18 protein-coding genes are annotated in these 16974 nt (G+C 67.9%); 7 read left to right on the top strand and 11 right to left on the bottom strand.

Annotated features, from left to right (window positions below):
• Nucleotides 1-2: 2 nt before the first annotated feature.
• From OXQ33_RS00620 to OXQ33_RS00640, 5 genes are all read right to left on the bottom strand, one after another.
• Nucleotides 3-1022: an arginine N-succinyltransferase gene (locus OXQ33_RS00620; RefSeq protein WP_267432582.1), complete on the bottom strand. Its 1020-nt coding sequence runs from the start codon at nt 1020-1022 to the stop codon at nt 3-5.
• Nucleotides 1019-2221 carry a hydrolase gene (locus tag OXQ33_RS00625; RefSeq protein WP_267432584.1) on the bottom strand — a complete coding sequence of 401 codons (1203 nt, stop codon included), beginning with the start codon at nt 2219-2221 and terminating at the stop codon, nt 1019-1021. Before OXQ33_RS00625 ends, OXQ33_RS00620 begins: the two co-directional genes overlap by 4 nt.
• A gap of 112 nt (nt 2222-2333) precedes the next feature.
• Nucleotides 2334-3245: a DUF481 domain-containing protein gene (locus OXQ33_RS00630; protein WP_267432586.1), complete on the bottom strand. Its 912-nt coding sequence runs from the start codon at nt 3243-3245 to the stop codon at nt 2334-2336.
• 10 nt (nt 3246-3255) lie between these two features.
• Entirely contained in the window at nt 3256-3771 is a 516-nt protein-coding gene (locus OXQ33_RS00635; RefSeq protein ID WP_267432714.1) for an RNA pyrophosphohydrolase, read from the bottom strand.
• A gap of 2 nt (nt 3772-3773) precedes the next feature.
• Nucleotides 3774-4748 (bottom strand): alpha/beta hydrolase, encoded by a 975-nt coding sequence (locus tag OXQ33_RS00640; RefSeq protein ID WP_267432588.1) that lies wholly within the window; start codon nt 4746-4748, stop codon nt 3774-3776.
• 19 nt (nt 4749-4767) lie between these two features.
• Between OXQ33_RS00640 and OXQ33_RS00645 the strand changes: the two genes are divergently transcribed.
• Both OXQ33_RS00645 and OXQ33_RS00650 read left to right on the top strand, forming a co-directional pair.
• Nucleotides 4768-5703 (top strand): histone deacetylase, encoded by a 936-nt coding sequence (locus OXQ33_RS00645; RefSeq protein WP_267432590.1) that lies wholly within the window; start codon nt 4768-4770, stop codon nt 5701-5703.
• Nucleotides 5700-7070: a deoxyribodipyrimidine photo-lyase gene (locus OXQ33_RS00650; RefSeq protein WP_267432592.1), complete on the top strand. Its 1371-nt coding sequence runs from the start codon at nt 5700-5702 to the stop codon at nt 7068-7070. Before OXQ33_RS00645 ends, OXQ33_RS00650 begins: the two co-directional genes overlap by 4 nt.
• 139 nt (nt 7071-7209) lie before the next feature.
• On the opposite strand, the gene OXQ33_RS00655 is transcribed toward OXQ33_RS00650, so the two are convergent.
• The 3 genes from OXQ33_RS00655 to OXQ33_RS00665 are packed head-to-tail and all read right to left on the bottom strand — an operon-like array spanning nt 7210 to nt 8989.
• The gene (locus tag OXQ33_RS00655; protein WP_082898244.1) at nt 7210-7350 is read right to left on the bottom strand and encodes a DUF2256 domain-containing protein; all 141 of its coding nucleotides are present in this window, start codon (nt 7348-7350) and stop codon (nt 7210-7212) included.
• Nucleotides 7350-8450: a 3-dehydroquinate synthase gene (gene aroB / locus OXQ33_RS00660; protein ID WP_267432594.1), complete on the bottom strand. Its 1101-nt coding sequence runs from the start codon at nt 8448-8450 to the stop codon at nt 7350-7352. The genes OXQ33_RS00655 and aroB overlap by 1 nt, the downstream gene beginning before the upstream one ends.
• Entirely contained in the window at nt 8447-8989 is a 543-nt protein-coding gene (locus OXQ33_RS00665; RefSeq protein WP_267432595.1) for a shikimate kinase, read from the bottom strand. The genes aroB and OXQ33_RS00665 overlap by 4 nt, the downstream gene beginning before the upstream one ends.
• An 81-nt stretch (nt 8990-9070) precedes the next feature.
• Between OXQ33_RS00665 and OXQ33_RS00670 the strand changes: the two genes are divergently transcribed.
• From OXQ33_RS00670 to OXQ33_RS00685, 4 genes are read left to right on the top strand one after another with little or no spacing between them, the layout of a single operon-like run.
• A complete protein-coding gene (locus OXQ33_RS00670) occupies nt 9071-9205 on the top strand; it encodes a hypothetical protein (protein WP_267432596.1) in 135 nt (44 codons plus the stop codon).
• A complete protein-coding gene (locus OXQ33_RS00675) occupies nt 9189-11030 on the top strand; it encodes a hypothetical protein (protein ID WP_267432597.1) in 1842 nt (613 codons plus the stop codon). Before OXQ33_RS00670 ends, OXQ33_RS00675 begins: the two co-directional genes overlap by 17 nt.
• Nucleotides 11030-11926 carry a tyrosine-type recombinase/integrase gene (locus tag OXQ33_RS00680; RefSeq protein ID WP_267432716.1) on the top strand — a complete coding sequence of 299 codons (897 nt, stop codon included), beginning with the start codon at nt 11030-11032 and terminating at the stop codon, nt 11924-11926. Before OXQ33_RS00675 ends, OXQ33_RS00680 begins: the two co-directional genes overlap by 1 nt.
• Nucleotides 11927-11937: 11 nt before the next feature.
• Nucleotides 11938-12888 carry an acetyl-CoA carboxylase carboxyltransferase subunit alpha gene (locus OXQ33_RS00685; protein ID WP_267432598.1) on the top strand — a complete coding sequence of 317 codons (951 nt, stop codon included), beginning with the start codon at nt 11938-11940 and terminating at the stop codon, nt 12886-12888.
• Nucleotides 12889-13183: 295 nt separating this feature from the next.
• On the opposite strand, the gene OXQ33_RS00690 is transcribed toward OXQ33_RS00685, so the two are convergent.
• The gene (locus tag OXQ33_RS00690; RefSeq protein ID WP_267432599.1) at nt 13184-13351 is read right to left on the bottom strand and encodes a Flp family type IVb pilin; all 168 of its coding nucleotides are present in this window, start codon (nt 13349-13351) and stop codon (nt 13184-13186) included.
• Between the two features lie 126 nt (nt 13352-13477).
• Nucleotides 13478-13669: a Flp family type IVb pilin gene (locus tag OXQ33_RS00695; protein WP_267432600.1), complete on the bottom strand. Its 192-nt coding sequence runs from the start codon at nt 13667-13669 to the stop codon at nt 13478-13480.
• A 32-nt stretch (nt 13670-13701) separates the two neighbouring features.
• Here OXQ33_RS00695 and OXQ33_RS00700 point away from each other — a divergent pair, with 32 nt between their 5' ends.
• Nucleotides 13702-14181, top strand: coding sequence for a (deoxy)nucleoside triphosphate pyrophosphohydrolase (locus OXQ33_RS00700; RefSeq protein ID WP_267432601.1), 480 nt, complete (start codon nt 13702-13704; stop codon nt 14179-14181).
• On the opposite strand, the gene OXQ33_RS00705 is transcribed toward OXQ33_RS00700, so the two are convergent.
• Complete coding sequence (locus tag OXQ33_RS00705; RefSeq protein WP_267432602.1) at nt 14127-16874, bottom strand: DUF5695 domain-containing protein; 2748 nt, start codon at nt 16872-16874, stop codon at nt 14127-14129. The two genes, OXQ33_RS00700 and OXQ33_RS00705, sit on opposite strands and share 55 nt — an antisense overlap.
• Nucleotides 16875-16974: the final 100 nt, after the last annotated feature.

Consider the following 16974-nt stretch of genomic DNA (forward strand, 5'->3'; position numbering starts at 1 on the left):
ACTCACCGATCGATATGGAGGACGCTGTCGCCGACCGACAGGTCGAGCGTGCGCGCCGTGTCTTCGGAGACGATGACCCCATCATCCCCATCGCGGATCTCACCCAGCGCGCAGCGGAAGTCGGTCAGCCGTCCGGCGGCGACCAGCGCCTCGCGACCCGAATGAACGTCGATCCCGACGACCCGGCTTTCGCGCGCATCGCGGATCGAGCGGACCTGGTCGGTCCGCGCCGTCATGGTCGGGCCGCCATCGAAAATGTCGATATAATGCTCGAAGGCGAAGCCCTCATTCTCCAGCATCCGCATCGCCGCGCGGCCCGAGGGGTGGGGCAGGCCGATCGCGGCGCGCGCGGTCTCGGTCAGCATCGCGGTGTAGATGGGATGCTTGGGCATCAGGTCGGCGATGAACTGGTGCCCGTGGATCGCGTTGAACTCGTCCGCCTGCTGGAAATTCATCCCGAAGAAGCGGCCCGCCAGACCGTCCCAGAAAGGCGATCCTCCCGCCTCGTCGATCACCCCGCGCAACTCCGCCAGCACCCGGTCGGCGAAGCGCGGGCGGTTGGCGCGTATGAACAGGTAACGGCTGCGCGCGAGCAACAGGCCAAGGCCGCCCGCACGCTCGCCGGGGTGGAGGAACAACCCGCCCACCTCGCTCGCGCCTTCCAGATCGGTGGTCAGCGACAGCATCTCGGCGCGGAAAGTGCGGTCCAGCTCGCGGCTATGCTGGGTCAGCGTGCCGATGCGATAGCTGTAAAAGGGGTGCTTCTGCCCGACATGGGTGAAGATCTGGCAGGTGCCGCGCACCTCGCCGGTCGCGCGGTCCTCCAGCATCAGGACGAACAGTTCGTCCCGGATGCTGCCGTCCGCCTCGCGTCCGAACGCATCGTGGCTGCGCGCCAGCTTGGCGGTCAGGGCGCGGCGGTCGGGGGGCAGGTTGGTGAAGCCGCCGCCGGTCAGCTTGGCCATTTCATACAGGTGACGAAGGTCGCTATCGACGGCGGGGCGGATGCGAAAGCTGCTCATGCGGCACCGATGATGCGCAGGATCGTCAGCGCCGACAACCCCGCCCGCTCGGGCAGGCTGTCGATCAGCATATACTCGTCCGGCGAGTGGATCGCGCCGCCGCGCACGCCCATCGTGTCGACCACCGGCACGCCCGCCGCTGCGATATTGTTACCGTCGCACACGCCGCCGGTCGCCCGCCAGCCGATCGACAGGCCCAGATCGGCGCCGGCCGCACGCACCGTCTCGAACAAGGCCGCTGCGCCGTCGTCTATGGGTTTGGGCGGGCGGTTGAAGCTGCCATGGATTTCGACGCCGACCTCATGCTCGGCGGCAATGCGCTCGGCGATGGCCTTCATCGCGGGGCCGGTCCGCTCGATCGCGGCGAGCGCGCGGGGGCGGAAATTGACCTGGAGCATGGCGAGGTCGGGCACGACATTGTTCGGCCCGCCGCCGTCGATCCGCGCCGGATTGACGGTGATGTCGTCGGCGGCAAGTTCGCTGAGTTCCAGCGTGATGCGCGCCGCGGCGACGATGGCGTTGCGGCCCTCGTCCGGGTTGCGGCCCGCATGAGCGCTTCGCCCGCGCACGACGATGGTGAAGTTCCCAGTTCCGCCACGGGCCCCGGCCAGCGTGCCGTCGGGAAGTGCGGGCTCATAGGTCAGCGCGGCCACCTTGTCCGCCGCCAGCCGCGCGATCAGCGCCGCCGAGGAGGCCGATCCGGTTTCCTCGTCCGAGTTGATGAGCACGTCATAGCCCAGCCGTCCGGCGAGCGGACTCGCCTCGACCGCATGGAGCGCCCCGAGGAGGACGGCGAGCCCACCCTTCATATCCGCGACGCCGGGGCCGCCCAGCCGGTTCGCGTCGATCCGCGTGACGGCCTGAAAGGGATGATCGATCGGATAGACCGTATCCATATGGCCGGTGAACAGCATCCTGACCGGCGCATCGGGGCGGACCGATAGATGCAGGTGGCGGCCATGGTCGAGCGCAACCGGACGGCCGTCCGCCCCGACCCGCTCGACCGGTTCGGGCGCGACCATGGTCAGCACGCCGGGCAGCGTGCCGAAACGCTCGGCAAGCTGGTCCGCCATCGCCTTCAGGCCGGACAGGTTCCGCGTTCCGCTGTTGATCGCAGCCCATTGCTCGGTGAGGGACAGCATCGGGTAGGCGGCGGCGGACGCCACCGCGTCCCGCTCGATCGTGTTCAGTCTCTCCATAACCATAGCCTAGGCCATGGAAGGGGGGAAGGTGAACCCCGCTGGCAAAATTGGCTTAGGCCGACATCTATCTCCCCCTCTCCCCTATCCAGGGGAGAGGGGGAAGATGCTCTTAGAAGCTGTACACCACCGAGGCGCGGGTGATCGTGTCGGTGGTCTGGCGGCCGAGCGGCGGCTCGCTTTCATATTGGACGTTGTAGGAGAATTGCGCCGACAGCGGCCCGAACACCTTGGCGTTGAGCGAGGAATTTGTGCCGACCGTGCTGTTGAACTTCTGAAGATAGGCGGACGCGGTCTGGTTGAACGAGATGGCGGGCGTCAGCTTCCAGGTGAAGTTCAGATTGCCGCGCGCCGCCAGCGCGCTTTCGATCCGGGCGTCGGTGAATTCGGTGTGGCGGAATGCGGGGCCGAGTTCAACGTCGAGCGTCATGTTGGGCTTGCGGATCGCGCTGTAACCCGCACCCGCCGAAGCCGAGAAGCGGTTGAAATAGCCCAGGAACCGGTCGCTCTCATATTGCGCGGCGCCATAGACGTAGTTGTTGGCGTCCAGTTTGAAATTGGGCTCATAGGACGCGACATAATGTTCGCGGCTGACGACCTTGAAGCTTTCCTGATAATCGCCCTGCAGGTGCAGCTTGTGCCGCCATTGCAGCCCTTCGCGGGTCAGGTCGACGATGCCGGTCAGGCCGATATTCTGGCTGTTGCCCGTCGTCGCGAAGCCGCCCAGCTCGACCCGGCCATGCCACAGGTCGAAGAACGTCGCCTCGCGGATCGTCCGGCTGCGGCTGGCGGTCTTCTCGTCGCGCCAGACATCGGCCATCGCGTCGATCGCGTCGGCGGCTTCGGGAACGGCGTTGCGGGCATAGCGGACGACGGTGGTGATGTCGTTCTCGTTGCCGCTGGCGATCGCGGCCTCCAGCATCGCGCGGATCTGCGGCGGGATCAGCGCGGGGTCGGGATCGTTCGGTTCGGCATTGGCCAGCAGGCCCAGCGCGATGGGGATCAGCAGCAGCCGCTTCGTCATGATGCGCGCCTTATGCCTTTCGCGACCCGGCGGGAATGGCGGCATCCCCATGCGGTGCGGCGAAATGCTCCGCGAAGACGACCAGCAGTTCCTCGTACAGCGCCTTCTTGAACGGTACGATCATCGCGGGCAGCGTTTCCGGCTCGGTCCAGCGCCAGGCGCGGAATTCGGGATGCTCGGTGTCGATATGGATATCGCCGTCCTCGCCCAGGAAGCGGTAGAGGAACCAGGTTTGACGCTGGCCGCGCCACTTGCCCTTCCACACCTTGCCGATCATGTCCTCGGGCAAGTCGTAGGTCAGCTCGCGCGGGGCACGGGCAATCAACTCGACCTTGTCGGCGGTGACCCCGGTCTCCTCGAACAGCTCGCGCAAGGCGGCCGCATCGGCGTCCTCGCCCGGATCGATCCCGCCTTGCGGAAGCTGCCAGGCTTCCAGCGTGGAATCGATCCGCTGCCCCACGAAAACGCGGCCGTCGCGGTTCATCAGGATGACGCCCGCGCAGGGGCGATAGGGGAGATCGGTCATCATCATTGTCCCATGGGGCGTGCCGCCACCGCCTCGGCGATCAGCGCGCGCAACGCAAGCAGGAATCCGGTCAGGTCGGCCACGCCCGAGGGGATCGCCTTGCGCAGCGTAGCGAAGCCGTGGATCGTCCCCCGCGCCTCCCGGAAGCAGACCGGCACCCCGGCGCGGACGAGCGCGGCGGCATAGGCGCGGCCCTGATCGCGGATCGGGTCGCACTCAGCGGTGACGATGACGGCGGGCGGCATGGCGGACAGATCGCCGCGCATCGGGGCGGCGCGCACATGCTGAAGATCGGCGGCATAACAGGCGACGAACCAGTCGAGCATCGCGCGGGTCAGGAAATGGCCGTCCGCAAAGTCGCGCAGCGACGGATGCGCGCGGCCCATATCGGTGGCGGGATAGAGCAGCCCCTGCGCCAGCACCGGCACGGCGCCGGGGCGGTCGCGCAAGGTCATCGCCGTCACCGTCGCCAGCGTGCCGCCCGCGCTATCGCCCATCAGGACCAGCCCCGTGGTGCCGGGCTGTTCGGCCAGCCAGCGCGCCGCCGCCTCGCAGTCGTCCGGCGCGGCGGGCCAGACATGTTCCGGGGCGAGCCGATAGTCGAGCGAGACGACCGGCAGGTCGAGCGTCCGGGCGATCTCGGCGGCGAGCGGTGCATGGGTGTCCACGTCGCCCAGCACGAAACCGCCGCCATGCAGGAACAGCACGACCGGCCCCGCCGCCCTGTCTTCGCGCGGATCGAACAGCCGCGCGGGCATCGCGCCGCCCGGCCCCTCGATGGTGAAGCGGCGGTCGGTGCCCAGCGGCCCGATCGGCGGGTCGGTCAGGTCGCGGGCCGCGCGCATCATCGCCCGCGCCGCCTGTGGCCCCAGTTCCTGCTGGGGCGGGCCGGGCAGTCGGTTGTAATAGCCGAGAAAGCGGCCGACGTCGGCGCGCAGTTCGGGCAGCGGGGCCGGGGCCCTCCTATCGCGGGTCATGGCACCCTAACTAGGGCGCATGATCCATGTCGTCCATCACCCGGCCTATGTGACCGAGGCGCCCGCCCGCTCCACCTATCGCTGGGGCAAGAATGGCGCGATCCGCGACCTGTTGCGGCGGGAGGGGGATGCGGTGGCCTGGACCGAACCCGCGTTGATGCCGCCCACATGGATCGAGGCGGTGCACGACCCCGACTATGTCGCCGAAGTGCTCGAGGCGCGAGTGCCGCCGGAGAAGACGCGGCGCATCGGCTTTCCGATCACCGAGCAGGTGGCGTACCGCGCGCGGGCGGTGCCGGGGGGAAGCTGGACCGCCGCGATGCTGGCGCTGCGGCACGGCTTCGCCGCCAATACCGCCGGCGGCAGCCACCATGCGCTGGCCAATACGGGGGCGGGCTATTGCATCTTCAACGACCTGGCGATCGCAGCGAACCGGCTGGTCGAGGAGGGGACGGTGGCCCGCGTCGCGATCGTCGACTGCGACGTGCATCAGGGCGACGGCACCGCTGCGCTGACCGCCGGGCGGAGCGATATCGTGACCTACTCCATCCATGCCGAGAAGAATTTCCCGGCGCGCAAGGCGCGTTCGACGCTGGATGTCGGACTGCCTGACGGGGTGGATGACGACGGCTATCTGGCGGCGCTGGACGCAACGCTCCGCCCCTTTCTGGACGAGCATCGGCCCGACATCATTCTGTATCAGGCGGGGGTCGATCCCTTTGCCGGGGATCGGCTGGGGCGGTTGTCGCTGACCCGTGAAGGGCTGGTGGCGCGCGAGAATCTGATCGCCGATCTGGCGCTGGTGCGGGGGCTGCCGCTCGCGAGCACGGTGGGCGGCGGTTATGGCGACGATGTGATGGCGATCGCGGAGCGGCATGTGACCGCCATCCTGACGCTCGGCAAACGATTGGGCGTCCGGGAACCGGGGGACAAGCGAAGCGTAGCGCTGGGATGAATGCTGCCCCCTCCATCCTGTGGTTTCGCCAGGATCTCCGCCTTCACGATCAACCCGCGCTGCTGGCGGCGGCGGAGGCGGGGCCGGTCATTCCGGTCTATATCCTCGATGACGACACGCCGGGCGACTGGCGGATGGGCGCGGCGCAGCGTTGGTGGCTGCACCATAGCCTGACCGCGCTGGCCGGGGATCTGGAGACGCTGGGCAGTCGCCTGATCCTGCGGCGCGGGCCGGCGGTGAAGACGCTTCGGGCTCTGATGACGGAAAGCGGGGCGGAGGCGATCCACGCCATCCGTCATTACGAACCCTGGTGGCGCGCGGCGGAAGAGGAATTGGGCGAGGCGCTGTACCTGCATGACGGCAATCATCTTGCCCGCCCCGAACTGGTCACGACCGGCGGCGGCAAGCCGTTCCGCATCTACTCCGCCTTCTGGAAGGGTTTGCAGGGCCATCTGCCGCCCGAACACCCGCTCGATCCGCCGGAGGTACTGACCGCGCCCGCGCATTGGCCGAAGAGCGAGACGTTGTCCGACTGGGCGCTGCTGCCCACCAAGCCCGATTGGTCGACCGGCTTCGACGCGGACTGGACGCCGGGCGAGGCGGCGGGGCGCGAGCGGATCGAGGATTTCGTCGCCAAGGCGACCGCCTATGACACCGCGCGCAACATGCCTTCGGAGGAGGGGAGCTCACGCCTGTCGCCGCACCTCCATTTCGGCGAGGTGTCGCCGCGCGCCGTCTGGTATGCGCTCGACCGGCATGCCGATACCGAGACGTTCCGCAAGGAACTGGCCTGGCGCGATTTCACCGATGGCGTGGTGATGGCGCTGCCCGACTATGCCGACCGCAACGGACGCGAGGCGTTCGATCGCCTTCCCTGGCGCAAGGGGAAGGAGGCCGATGCCGACTCGAAGGCCTGGCAAACGGGGCGCACCGGCTATCCCATCGTGGATGCGGGGATGCGACAACTCTGGACGACCGGCTGGATGCACAACCGGGTGCGGATGATCACCGCCTCGTTCCTGATCAAGCATCTGCTGATCGACTGGCGCGAGGGCGAGCGCTGGTTTTGGGACTGTCTGGTCGATGCGGATTACGGGAATAATTCGGTCAACTGGCAATGGGTCGCGGGGACGGGGATCGACGCCAATATGTTCGGCCGCATCATGGCCCCGCTCAGCCAGTCGGAAAAGTTCGACGCGGGCGACTATATCCGCGAATGGGTACCGGAGTTGAAGCATCTGCCCGATGCCGCGATCCACGATCCGGACGCGACGGGGTGTCGGCCCAAGGGCTATCCAGCCAAGATCATCGGCCATCGTGAAGGCCGCGACCGGGCGCTGGCGGCGGGGAAGGCGGCGCGAGGATAGGCCGGGGCGTGCGCTTCGACTTCGCTCAGCGCGAACGGGGTCGGCGACTTGATCCCAACTTCCGTTCAGCCTGAGCGAAGTCGAAGGCCAAGAGATGACATCTCGCCTACCCCCAGACACGAAAGGTCAAAGCAAACCCTTACCGCTTCCGCCGACACGCATCCGAACAATAGACCACCTGATCCCAATCCCGCGCCCATTTCTTGCGCCAGGTGAAGGGCCGCCCGCAGGCCGGGCAGGTCTTGCTCGGCAAATTCTGCTTGGCGACCCCGTTGGGCATCAGCGGGGTTCGCCGTCCAGGAAGGCGGTGACGTCGGCCAGATCGACGGTCTTGTCGAGATAGGTCCGCCCGATCCCGCGTGCGAGCAGGAAGGGCAGGGTGCCCGCCGCCATCTTCTTGTCGTGCTTCATATGCTCGACCAACGTCGCGGACGGCGCATCGATCCCGGCGGCGGCGAGGCCGTCGGGCAGGCCGATCGCGCGCAGATGCGCGGCCACCCGCTCGGCATCCTGTCGCTCGCAAATTCCCTTGCGGACCGAATAGCGGAAGGCGAGCGCACAGCCCGCCGCGACGCCCTCACCATGGAGCAGCCGGTCCGAGAAACCCGCCTCCGCCTCCAGCGCGTGGCCGAAGGTGTGGCCGAGGTTCAGGAGCGCGCGGATGCCGTTCGTCTCATGCTCGTCCGCCGCCACGATCCGCGCCTTGGCCGCGACCGAATGCGCGATGGCATGGATCCGCGCGTCCGCATCGCCCGCCAGCAGCGCGGGCGCGTTCGCCTCGCACCATTCGAAAAAGGCGAAATCGTCGATCAGGCCGTATTTGACGACCTCCGCATAACCGGCGCGCACCTGGCGCGCGGGCAGTGTATCGAGGACTTGCGGGTCGATCAGCACCATGGCGGGCTGGTGGAACGCGCCGATCAGGTTCTTGCCCGCCGAGGTGTTGATCGCGGTCTTGCCCCCTACCGACGAGTCGACCTGGGCCAGCAGTGTCGTCGGGATCTGGACGAAGCGGCAACCGCGCTTGACGATCGAACAGGCGAAGCCGACCAGATCGCCGATCACCCCGCCGCCCAGCGCGATGACGTGATCCGACCGCTCCACCCCCAGTTCCAGCAACCAGTCGCAGACATGCTCCAGCATCGCCCAACTCTTGGTCTTCTCGCCGGGGGGCAGGATGATCGCCTCGCTCTTCACCCCCGCGGCGGTCAGCGACGCCTGCAACGCTTCGAGATGGGAGCGGACATTCTCGTCCGTCACGATCGCCATGCGCCGCCCGCGCGCCAGCGGGGCCAGCCATTCGGCGGCGCGGGGCAGCAGCCCGGCCTCGATATGGATGGGATAGCTGCGGTCGCCGAGCGACACGGTGACGGTCTTCATCGTCCGATGGCTTTCAATATGGCGTTGACGGTGGCCTCGTGGGGCCCGCGCTTGCTGGTGACGTGGATGGGGGCGAGCGCATAGATCGGGTTGCGGACCGCCGACAATTCGCGAAGCACCTTCAGCGGGTCCTTGCCCCGAAGGAGCGGGCGGGTGTCGCGCCGCCTGACCCGCTCGGCCAGCACCTCGGGCGTGGCGTTCAGCCAGATGGCGGTCGCCTGTTCCAGGATCAGGGCGCGTGTCTCGTCGTTGATGAAGGCGCCGCCGCCGGTCGCGATCACCTTGGGCCGACCATCGACCAGCCGGGCGATGACCCGCCGTTCGCCGTCACGGAAATAGGGCTCGCCGAACTGGGCGAAGATTTCGGACACGCTCATGCCCGCGGCTTCCTCGATCGCGGTGTCGGCGTCGACGAAGGGCAGACGCAACCGATTCGCCAGGCGGCGGCCCACGGTCGACTTGCCCACGCCCATCAGCCCCACCAATACGATGGGTGACCCGTTCCAGCTTGCATCTACAGGGTTGTGGCTTTGCAACATTGCACTCTGCGCTATACAGCGGGCGCGCGCCCGGCAACACCGGCCGGGCTTTCACGGGTCCATTATAAGGTTTAGCGTTTCATGTCCCGTATGGTCGTTTCGCTCATCGTCCTCCTCGTCGTGATCGTCGGGGGGCTGTTCCTGCTCTCGGGCCGGGCGACCGAACGGCCGACGACTCAGGTCGAGAAGGCGGTCTCGCTTGGCAACCTGCAATAAGCGGAAGGCCGTTTTCCGCCATCTGCCCCGCGCCGTCGCGTTTCTGATGGTCGGGGCCGCCGCGCTGGCGGCGGCGCAGGATCGGCCCGAATCGCTGCTTCCCCCGGGCTTCGGCCAGCCGAGCGCGCCGCCCAGTCCCCGGCCGACGCCGCGCGGCACGGCGACCCCGCGCGTGGCGCCGGGAACCGCGCCGACCCCGGTGGCCGTACCGACGCCCGCGCGGACCCCGGCCGATCCGGTCGGCGCGCTGATCGAATCGCTGTCCACCCCGACGCCCACGCCGACCCCGTCGCCCAGCGCGACGATCGATCCGCGTACGCTGGCGGAGTATGAACTCCCCGCCTCGGCGCGGCGGTCGCTGGCGCTGGTCGGTCCCGCCGGTCCGCGTGAGGGCGCGCTGGACCAGCGGGTGTTCGCGGGCGCGGACGGGCGGGTGGCCGAGGCATTGATGCGGCGTCTGTCGGCCCCGCTGCCGTCGCGCTGGACCTCGATCCTGCTGCGCCGGACGTTGGCTGCGCAGATGATCACGCCGCGCGGCGTCAACGGCGCGGATTTCGCAGCCGAGCGCGCATGGCTGTTGCTCCGAATGGGTGAGGCGCAGGTCGCGCGCGCCGTCGTCCAGTCGGTCGATGCAGGCAATTATACCCCCAAACTCTATCAGGTCGGCATGAACGCGCTGCTCGCGTCGAGCGACCCGGCGGGGCTCTGTCCCCTGGCCGATGGCGGTGCCGCCGTTACCGGGCTGGGCGGCTACCGCGTGGCGCAGGGCATGTGCGCGGCGCTGTCGGGCGAGGCGGCGCGGGGCAGCGCGATCGTGCGGCAGGTCCGGCGTCAGCGTATCGCGGACGATTTCGACCTGAAGCTCGCCGAAAAGCTGATGGGGTCGAGCGCGGGGGGGCGTCGGGCGGTGTCCCTCGACTGGACCGGCGCGGATCGCCTGACGGTCTGGCGCTTCGGCCTCGCGACCGCCACCGGGCTGGGCGTGCCGCCCGAATATCTGTCCTATGCGGGCCCGCAGGTGCGCGGCTGGCTGGCGACCTCACCCGCTATCGCCGCGAACGACCGGGCGAGCGTGATCGATCAGGCGGCGAGCATGGGCGTGCTGTCCAACGCCGCGCTGGTCGATTTCTATTCGGCGCTGGCGGACGACGATCAGGCCAGCCGGGCGTCGGGCGCGATCGGCAATGACCTGCGCAACGCCTATGCCGCCAATGACGAGGGGCAGCGGCTGTCCGCGATCCGTTCGCTCTGGGGCGATGACGATCGCACGCCCTATGGCCGCTTGATCCTGACGGCACGCGCGGTGGCGCGGCTGCCGGTCGTGGCGTCCGACAGCGATTCGGACCGGCTGGTCGCCTCGATGCTGTCCGCCGGACTGGACCGGAGCGCGGGCCGCTGGCGCGGTGCCGTCAAACAGGGCAGCGACGCCTGGGCGATGATCGAACTCAGCGACCCGGACCGGCAGGGGCAGGTCGGCTATGACCAGGTGACGGCCTATGGCGGCAATGGCGACGCGCTGAAGCAGCGCCTCTTCTTCGCCGGGATGGCGGGGCTGGGCCGCTTGTCGCAGGGCGATACCGAACGCGGTGCCGAGGCGCTGGATGTGCGGATCGGACAGCGCAACGCCTGGACCCAGGCGCTCGACCAGGCGGTGGCGGATGAGCAGACCGGCATGGTCGTGCTGCTCTGCGCGATCGGGATGCAGACCAACGACTGGCGCGGGGTGCCGCCCCAGGCGCTGTATCGGATCGTCCAGGCGCTGCGCTCGGTCGGGCTCGACACCGATGCGCGGATGATCGCGGCGGAGGCGATCGCGCGGGCATGATGTCTCGCGACGCCGCGCTCCTCGACCGGTTTCTGGAAATGATGGCGGCGGAGGCGGGCGCGGCGGGCAACACGCTCGCCGCCTATCGATCGGACCTGCGGCTGGCGGGCGAGGCGATGGGCGGGCTCGCCGATGCGGATGAGGGCGCGCTTCGGGCACTGGCCGATGGCTGGGCCCGGCTGGCCAATACGACCGTCGCGCGCAAGGCGGCGGCGCTGCGGCGCTTCTACGCCTTTCTGCATGAAGAAGGGCTGCGGCCGGATGACCCCTCGACCGCCTTGCCGCGTCCGGGCCAGCGTCGGAGGCTGCCCAAGGTGCTGAGCCATGCCGATATCGACCGGCTGTTCGCCGCCATCGCCGAGCGGACCTCCATGCCGCATCCCTTGCCCAATGATCTGCGACTCGGGGCGCTGATCGAACTGCTTTACGGGTCGGGACTGCGCGCCAGCGAACTGGTCGCGCTGCCGCGCAATGCGGTCCATCCCGACCGGCCTTTCCTGATCCTGAAGGGCAAGGGCGGGGCGGAGCGGATGGTGCCGATCTCCGACCGGGCCCGCGCGGCGGTCGCGGCGTGGCGGAACCATGTGCCCGCCGACACGCCCTGGCTGTTTCCCGGCGGCAAGAAGCATCTGACCCGCATCCGCCTTTATCAACTGGTCAAGGCGCTGGCGGCGGAGGCGGGGATCCCGCCTGACCGGGTCAGCCCGCACGTGCTGCGCCACGCCTTCGCCACGCATCTGCTGGGCGGGGGGGCGGATTTGCGCGCGGTGCAGGCCATGTTGGGCCATGCCGATATCGCCACCACCGAAATCTACACCCATGTCGAGGCGGCGCGATTGGTCGAACTCGTCAACGCACGCCACCCGCTCGTTGATTTTCGGAACAAGCGCCCTTAGGCGCTAGGCCCATGTCAACGACCTTCCTCGATTTCGAGAAACCGATCGCCGAGCTACAGAGCCGGATCGACGAACTGCGCGATACCACCGCCGAAGGGACGGTCGATATCGGCGCGGAGATCGCCAAGCTTCAGGCCAAATCGGACAAGCTGCTGCGCGACACCTTCGCCAAGCTGACCCCTTGGCAGAAGACTCAGGTGGCGCGCCATCCGCAGCGCCCGCACTTCAAACACTATGTCGCCGGGCTGTTCGACGAATTCGTGCCGCTGGCGGGCGACCGCGCGTTCGGCGACGATCAGGCGATCATGGGCGGTTTCGCCCAGTTCCGCGGCCAGCGCATCATGGTGCTAGGCCATGAAAAGGGTGAGGATACCGCCAGCCGACTGCGCCACAATTTCGGCATGGGCAAGCCCGAGGGCTATCGCAAGGCGATCCGCCTGGTCGAACTGGCCGACCGATTCGGCCTGCCGATCGTGACGCTGGTCGACACCTCCGGCGCGTTCCCCGGCATCCAGGCCGAAGAACGTGGCCAGGCGGAGGCCATTGCACGGTCGACCGAAGCCTGTCTGGCGGCGGGCGTGCCGGTCGTCTCGGCGATCGTCGGCGAGGGCGGCTCGGGCGGTGCGGTGGCGCTGGCGGCGGGCAACCGGGTGCTGATGTTCGAGCACGCCGTCTATTCGGTGATCTCGCCGGAGGGTTGCGCCTCGATCCTGTGGCGCACGGCGGACAAGGCGGCGGAAGCGGCGGAGGCGATGCGCGTCACCGCACAGGATCTGAAGAGCTTCGGCGTCATCGACACCATCGTGCCGGAGCCGGTCGGCGGCGCGCATCGCGACCCGGCGGGTGCGATCGCCCATCTGGGCGATGCGATCCAGAAGGCGCTGGGCGATCTGAGCGGTGTCGGCCGCGACGAATTGAAGCGCGGTCGGGCCGCGAAGTTCCTAGCGATGGGTCGCCTTTAACCGGATCGGGAGCGGATGACGCCGCGCGCGTCATCCCGGACCTTGTCGGGGCGGCATCGTAAAGCGCGAACGCCTCGATAGGCCCAAGACAAAGCTTCGGGCGCTGGTGACGATTGCATTATCGAGATCGATCGGGCGGGGGATATCTCGACCCGTTGCCCTGTCAAAAAAACACTTCGGCCGGATTGCGTGCTGTCCGTAAAGGCGCAATCCGACCGAAGGGAAGTTCCGCAATATGGCGGACCCGGGCTGAACCGACGGCGACGACGTCAAGCCATTCGGTCAGCGCGCTGGATCAGGGATTCGCCAGCTTGCCGCTGATGTTGTTGAACGAGGTGTTCAGCTGGGTACCGAGACCCTTCATGGCGCCGATGGCGGCGACGGCGATCAGGGCCGCGATCAGGCCATATTCGATGGCCGTCGCACCCTTGTTGTTCTTCAACATCTTGCGGATCGTCTTCATTCCGGTCTCCGTTGTCTCTAAAACTTTGTCGATCACCCGGCTGAGCCGGAGAGCCGGATCAGCTTCGTGCCATTTAAGCGCTAAGTGGTTGACGAAGGCTTAAGTTTGCAGCCTTCGCTATGAAATCTAACCGGTGGCGTTCTGGAGATGATCGGCCAGCGTCTGCATGACGCCTTGCAGGCTTATCCCCAACTGAGACAGGCCCACGATCAGGACCAGCATGATGCTGGCGATGATCAGGCCATATTCCACAGCGGTGGCGCCGCGCGTATCGGCGCAGACACGTTGCATGGTGCGGAGGATCTCGGACGCTTTCATGGTGTACCGGCATAAGGGGGAAGAGTTAAGGAATGGTCGATAGAGCCGAAGCGGAGCCGATCGTGCCCACGCCCCTGTTCCCCGTCGTGGCCGCCGCTCTGGTCGATGAGGCGGGGCGGGTCCTGCTGCAACAGCGTCCGGCGGGAAAGACCTTGGCCGGGCTGTGGGAATTTCCGGGTGGCAAGATCGAGGCGGGGGAAAGTTCGGAAGCGGCGCTGATCCGTGAACTTCACGAGGAACTGGCGATCATGGTCGAGCCCGCCGCGTTGGAGCCCGCCGGGTTCGCGACCGAGCCGCTGCCCGGTCGCCACCTCATGCTGCTTCTCTATGTCGTACGCCACTGGTCGGGCACGCCGGTTGCGCTGGAGGCGGACGGCCTGATCTGGTGCGAGCCGGCGGCGATGGACGCATGGCCCATGCCGCCGGCCGATGTGCCGCTGGTCCGCCAGCTTCGCGCCTATCTGGCCGACAGGACCAGTTGCGTCGGCGACGCGGGCAGCGGAACGCTGTAACCGCCGCGCTCCATCGTGCCGCGATCGGGGCGATAGGAGCGGCCGCCGGGCGTCGTCGTCTCGACGAACAGCCGTGCGGTCGGCGTCGCGGGATCGGCGGGGTCCAGGGTCAGCCGGACCGTCCGCGCCGCCGGGTCATAATCGACCGCCGCGATCTTGCCCGCTTCCAGCGTCAGCCAGAGTCCGGCGGGTGCGACGAAGAAGCGGCTGCGGGCCCCGTCGCGCGGCTCGACATGGATCGTACCGCCGCTCTGCGACAGATTGCCGCCATAGCTCAACCAGCCGAGCGCGGGGTCGTCGACCAGATAGGTCGCCGCCGCATAGGCATGACCGAAAAAGCCCATGCCGTAATCGCCGCTATACGGGTCCCACTCCATCCGGTCCGGCCAGCTATGGAAGGCGGCCGAGGAGGCGCCCTGCTGGTCGATATTGGTGATCCCGCCGAGCAACCCGCCATAGGCGACGCGCAGCAGATGCATGTCGCGCGGAGCGCGGCGGAAGGAATCGAACAGCGGAATGGCGTTCAGCGTCGATCCGTAATGATGGATCTGCCGCTCCAGCCGGGGATATTTGCCGCCGTATAGAAAGTCCCAATAGCGGCGCGCATTGCCGTTATAGCCCCAATGCGGGATAGACGGGTCATAGCCCAGTATCACCTCGCGCGTGACGTCCGCCTGCGGCCCGTATCCGAAATAGCGCATCCAGGCATAGACCTCCGCCTGGCCGGTCGAGTCCCATGCCATCTCGCTGCCGAAGGGATATTTCAGGGTCCGCCAATGGTCGGCGCGGCCCTTCATCAACCGCTCCACCTCGTCCGCCTTGGCCGTCCAGCCTTCGCGTTTCAGGTCGGTCAGGATGTCGACGAAGACATCGCCCTCCATCAGCCCGAATTGCGCATAATGCGGCGCGTCGCGCATCATCGCGACGATGGTCTGATAGGCATGGTCGAGATACCAGTCCCAGCCATGCACCTTGGTCATGCCGGGATGGTTGCGGGCGATGCGGTACAGCACCCAATGCCCCGCCGCGACATGGGGGTAGTTATAGGCGCGGCCCAGATCGTCGGCCTGATCCTTCTTCCACGAGGTCCAGCTCTGCCAGTCCTTGGTGGGCTGGTAGAGATCGGGGAAGGCGGCGGGGTCGTAATAGAACAGGCTCTTCTTCACCCCGCCCGCATGGGGGCCGTCGGCGACCTGGAGGCGGCCGACCACCGTCTTGTCGACCAGTTGCTCGATCCGCGCGATTTCGGCGGCGTCGGGATTGGCGAGCTGCTTCATCACCGCCGCGACCCAGCTTCCCGCGCCGCCCTCGTCGCTCATCCCCGAAATCCAGACGCGGGGATCGTCGGTGACGATCCGGTTCGCCTCGCGGTCATAGGTCAGGATGGCGGGGGAGCGGCCGAAGGGATCGCCCTTGCCCTCGAACCATTGTCGCGTGGTCGAGAAGCGGCCGAGATCGGCCATAGTCCGCTCGAGCGGCTTGGTGACGAAATACTGCACCGTCTGCACCCTGCCATCGGCATAGTTGAGGGTCAGGCGCGCGCGGCCCCATCGCTTTCCGCGTACCGACAGCCGGGTCCATCCGGGCTTGCCGGGCTGACGCGTCACCTCCAGCGCGCCCGCCGGATAGCTGGCTATGTTGGTGATGGCGGAGGCCGCGCGGACGAACAGCGCGGCGTCGAGGTCGGTCGGCACGACATAGCCCGGAACACCCACCACCACCGGGCGCGCCTGTGCCGTCAGTGTCCGTTCGATCCCGCGAATGCTGGGCGCGGCGGCGAAGCGCAGACCGATGCGGCGGCTCTCGCCCGGCGCCAGGCGGAAACTGGTCGCCTCGTTCCAGGGTTGCCCCGCCTTGGCCCAGTCGGTTCGGGCATAGGCCGCGCTGGCGACCGTCCAGTCGTAAAATCCTTCCGAGGTCTGCGCACGCGGGCTCGCCTCGACGATCACCGCCTTGCCGCCCGTCTCGCGCATCGTCGGGACGGGGACATAGGCCTCCAGCGGGGTGTTCCGCTCGGGCAGGACCAGCAGCGCGGGGCCCGCGCCATTCAGGCGGGTGACCTGAACATAGCCCGCATCCTGCCCGATATAGGGATCGGCGAAGCTCGCCTGGGCATGGGCCTGTTCCAGCGTACGGTCGGAGATGATGTTGTCGAACACCATCGGCATGCCCAGTCCGCCGACCTCGACCGGATCGCGCGACGCGTTGGTCAGGGTGAAGCGCAAGGCGGGCACGCCGCCCTCATTCACCCATTCGCGGATGATGCGCAGCGGCAGGCCGGTGCCCATCGTCGCGGTGATGTCCGCCGCCGCCAGCACCTTGCCGCGCGCCGGGAGAGGCCGCACCGGCTTGCGGTCGCGGGAGGAGGAATAATCCTGCCACGGTCCCGCGCGGGTGCGGAGACGCAGATGGATATCGCCCAAGTGGTTATAGCCATTGCCCGCGCGCTCCTTCGACCGTCCGATCGGCAGGAAGTCGAAGCCGGGCGTGCCGATCGGCGACAGGCTCCGCGCCGTCTGGCTGGCGGGGTCGAGGCGCAGCCGGAACGCGCCGACACGCAGGGTGGACGTGGCGGAACGCACCGGAACCGCACGGCGCTTGGGCGTTTCCGCCGATCCCGCGCCTTGCCAGGCCGCCGCCATCGACAGGGTCGCCAATGTGACCGGCAGGAGCCGCAAGAGCTTGTGACGCATCGAAATTCTCTCCCTGTCGGGGTTCGCCGCGCCGCTGTTCGTCACGATTGACCCCCATGTCATCGCCCGATATAGTATACAGTATAGGCTGGAGAGCAAG

This window comes from Sphingomonas sp. GM_Shp_1 (assembly GCF_026540895.1).
Taxonomy (GTDB): domain Bacteria; phylum Pseudomonadota; class Alphaproteobacteria; order Sphingomonadales; family Sphingomonadaceae; genus Sphingomonas.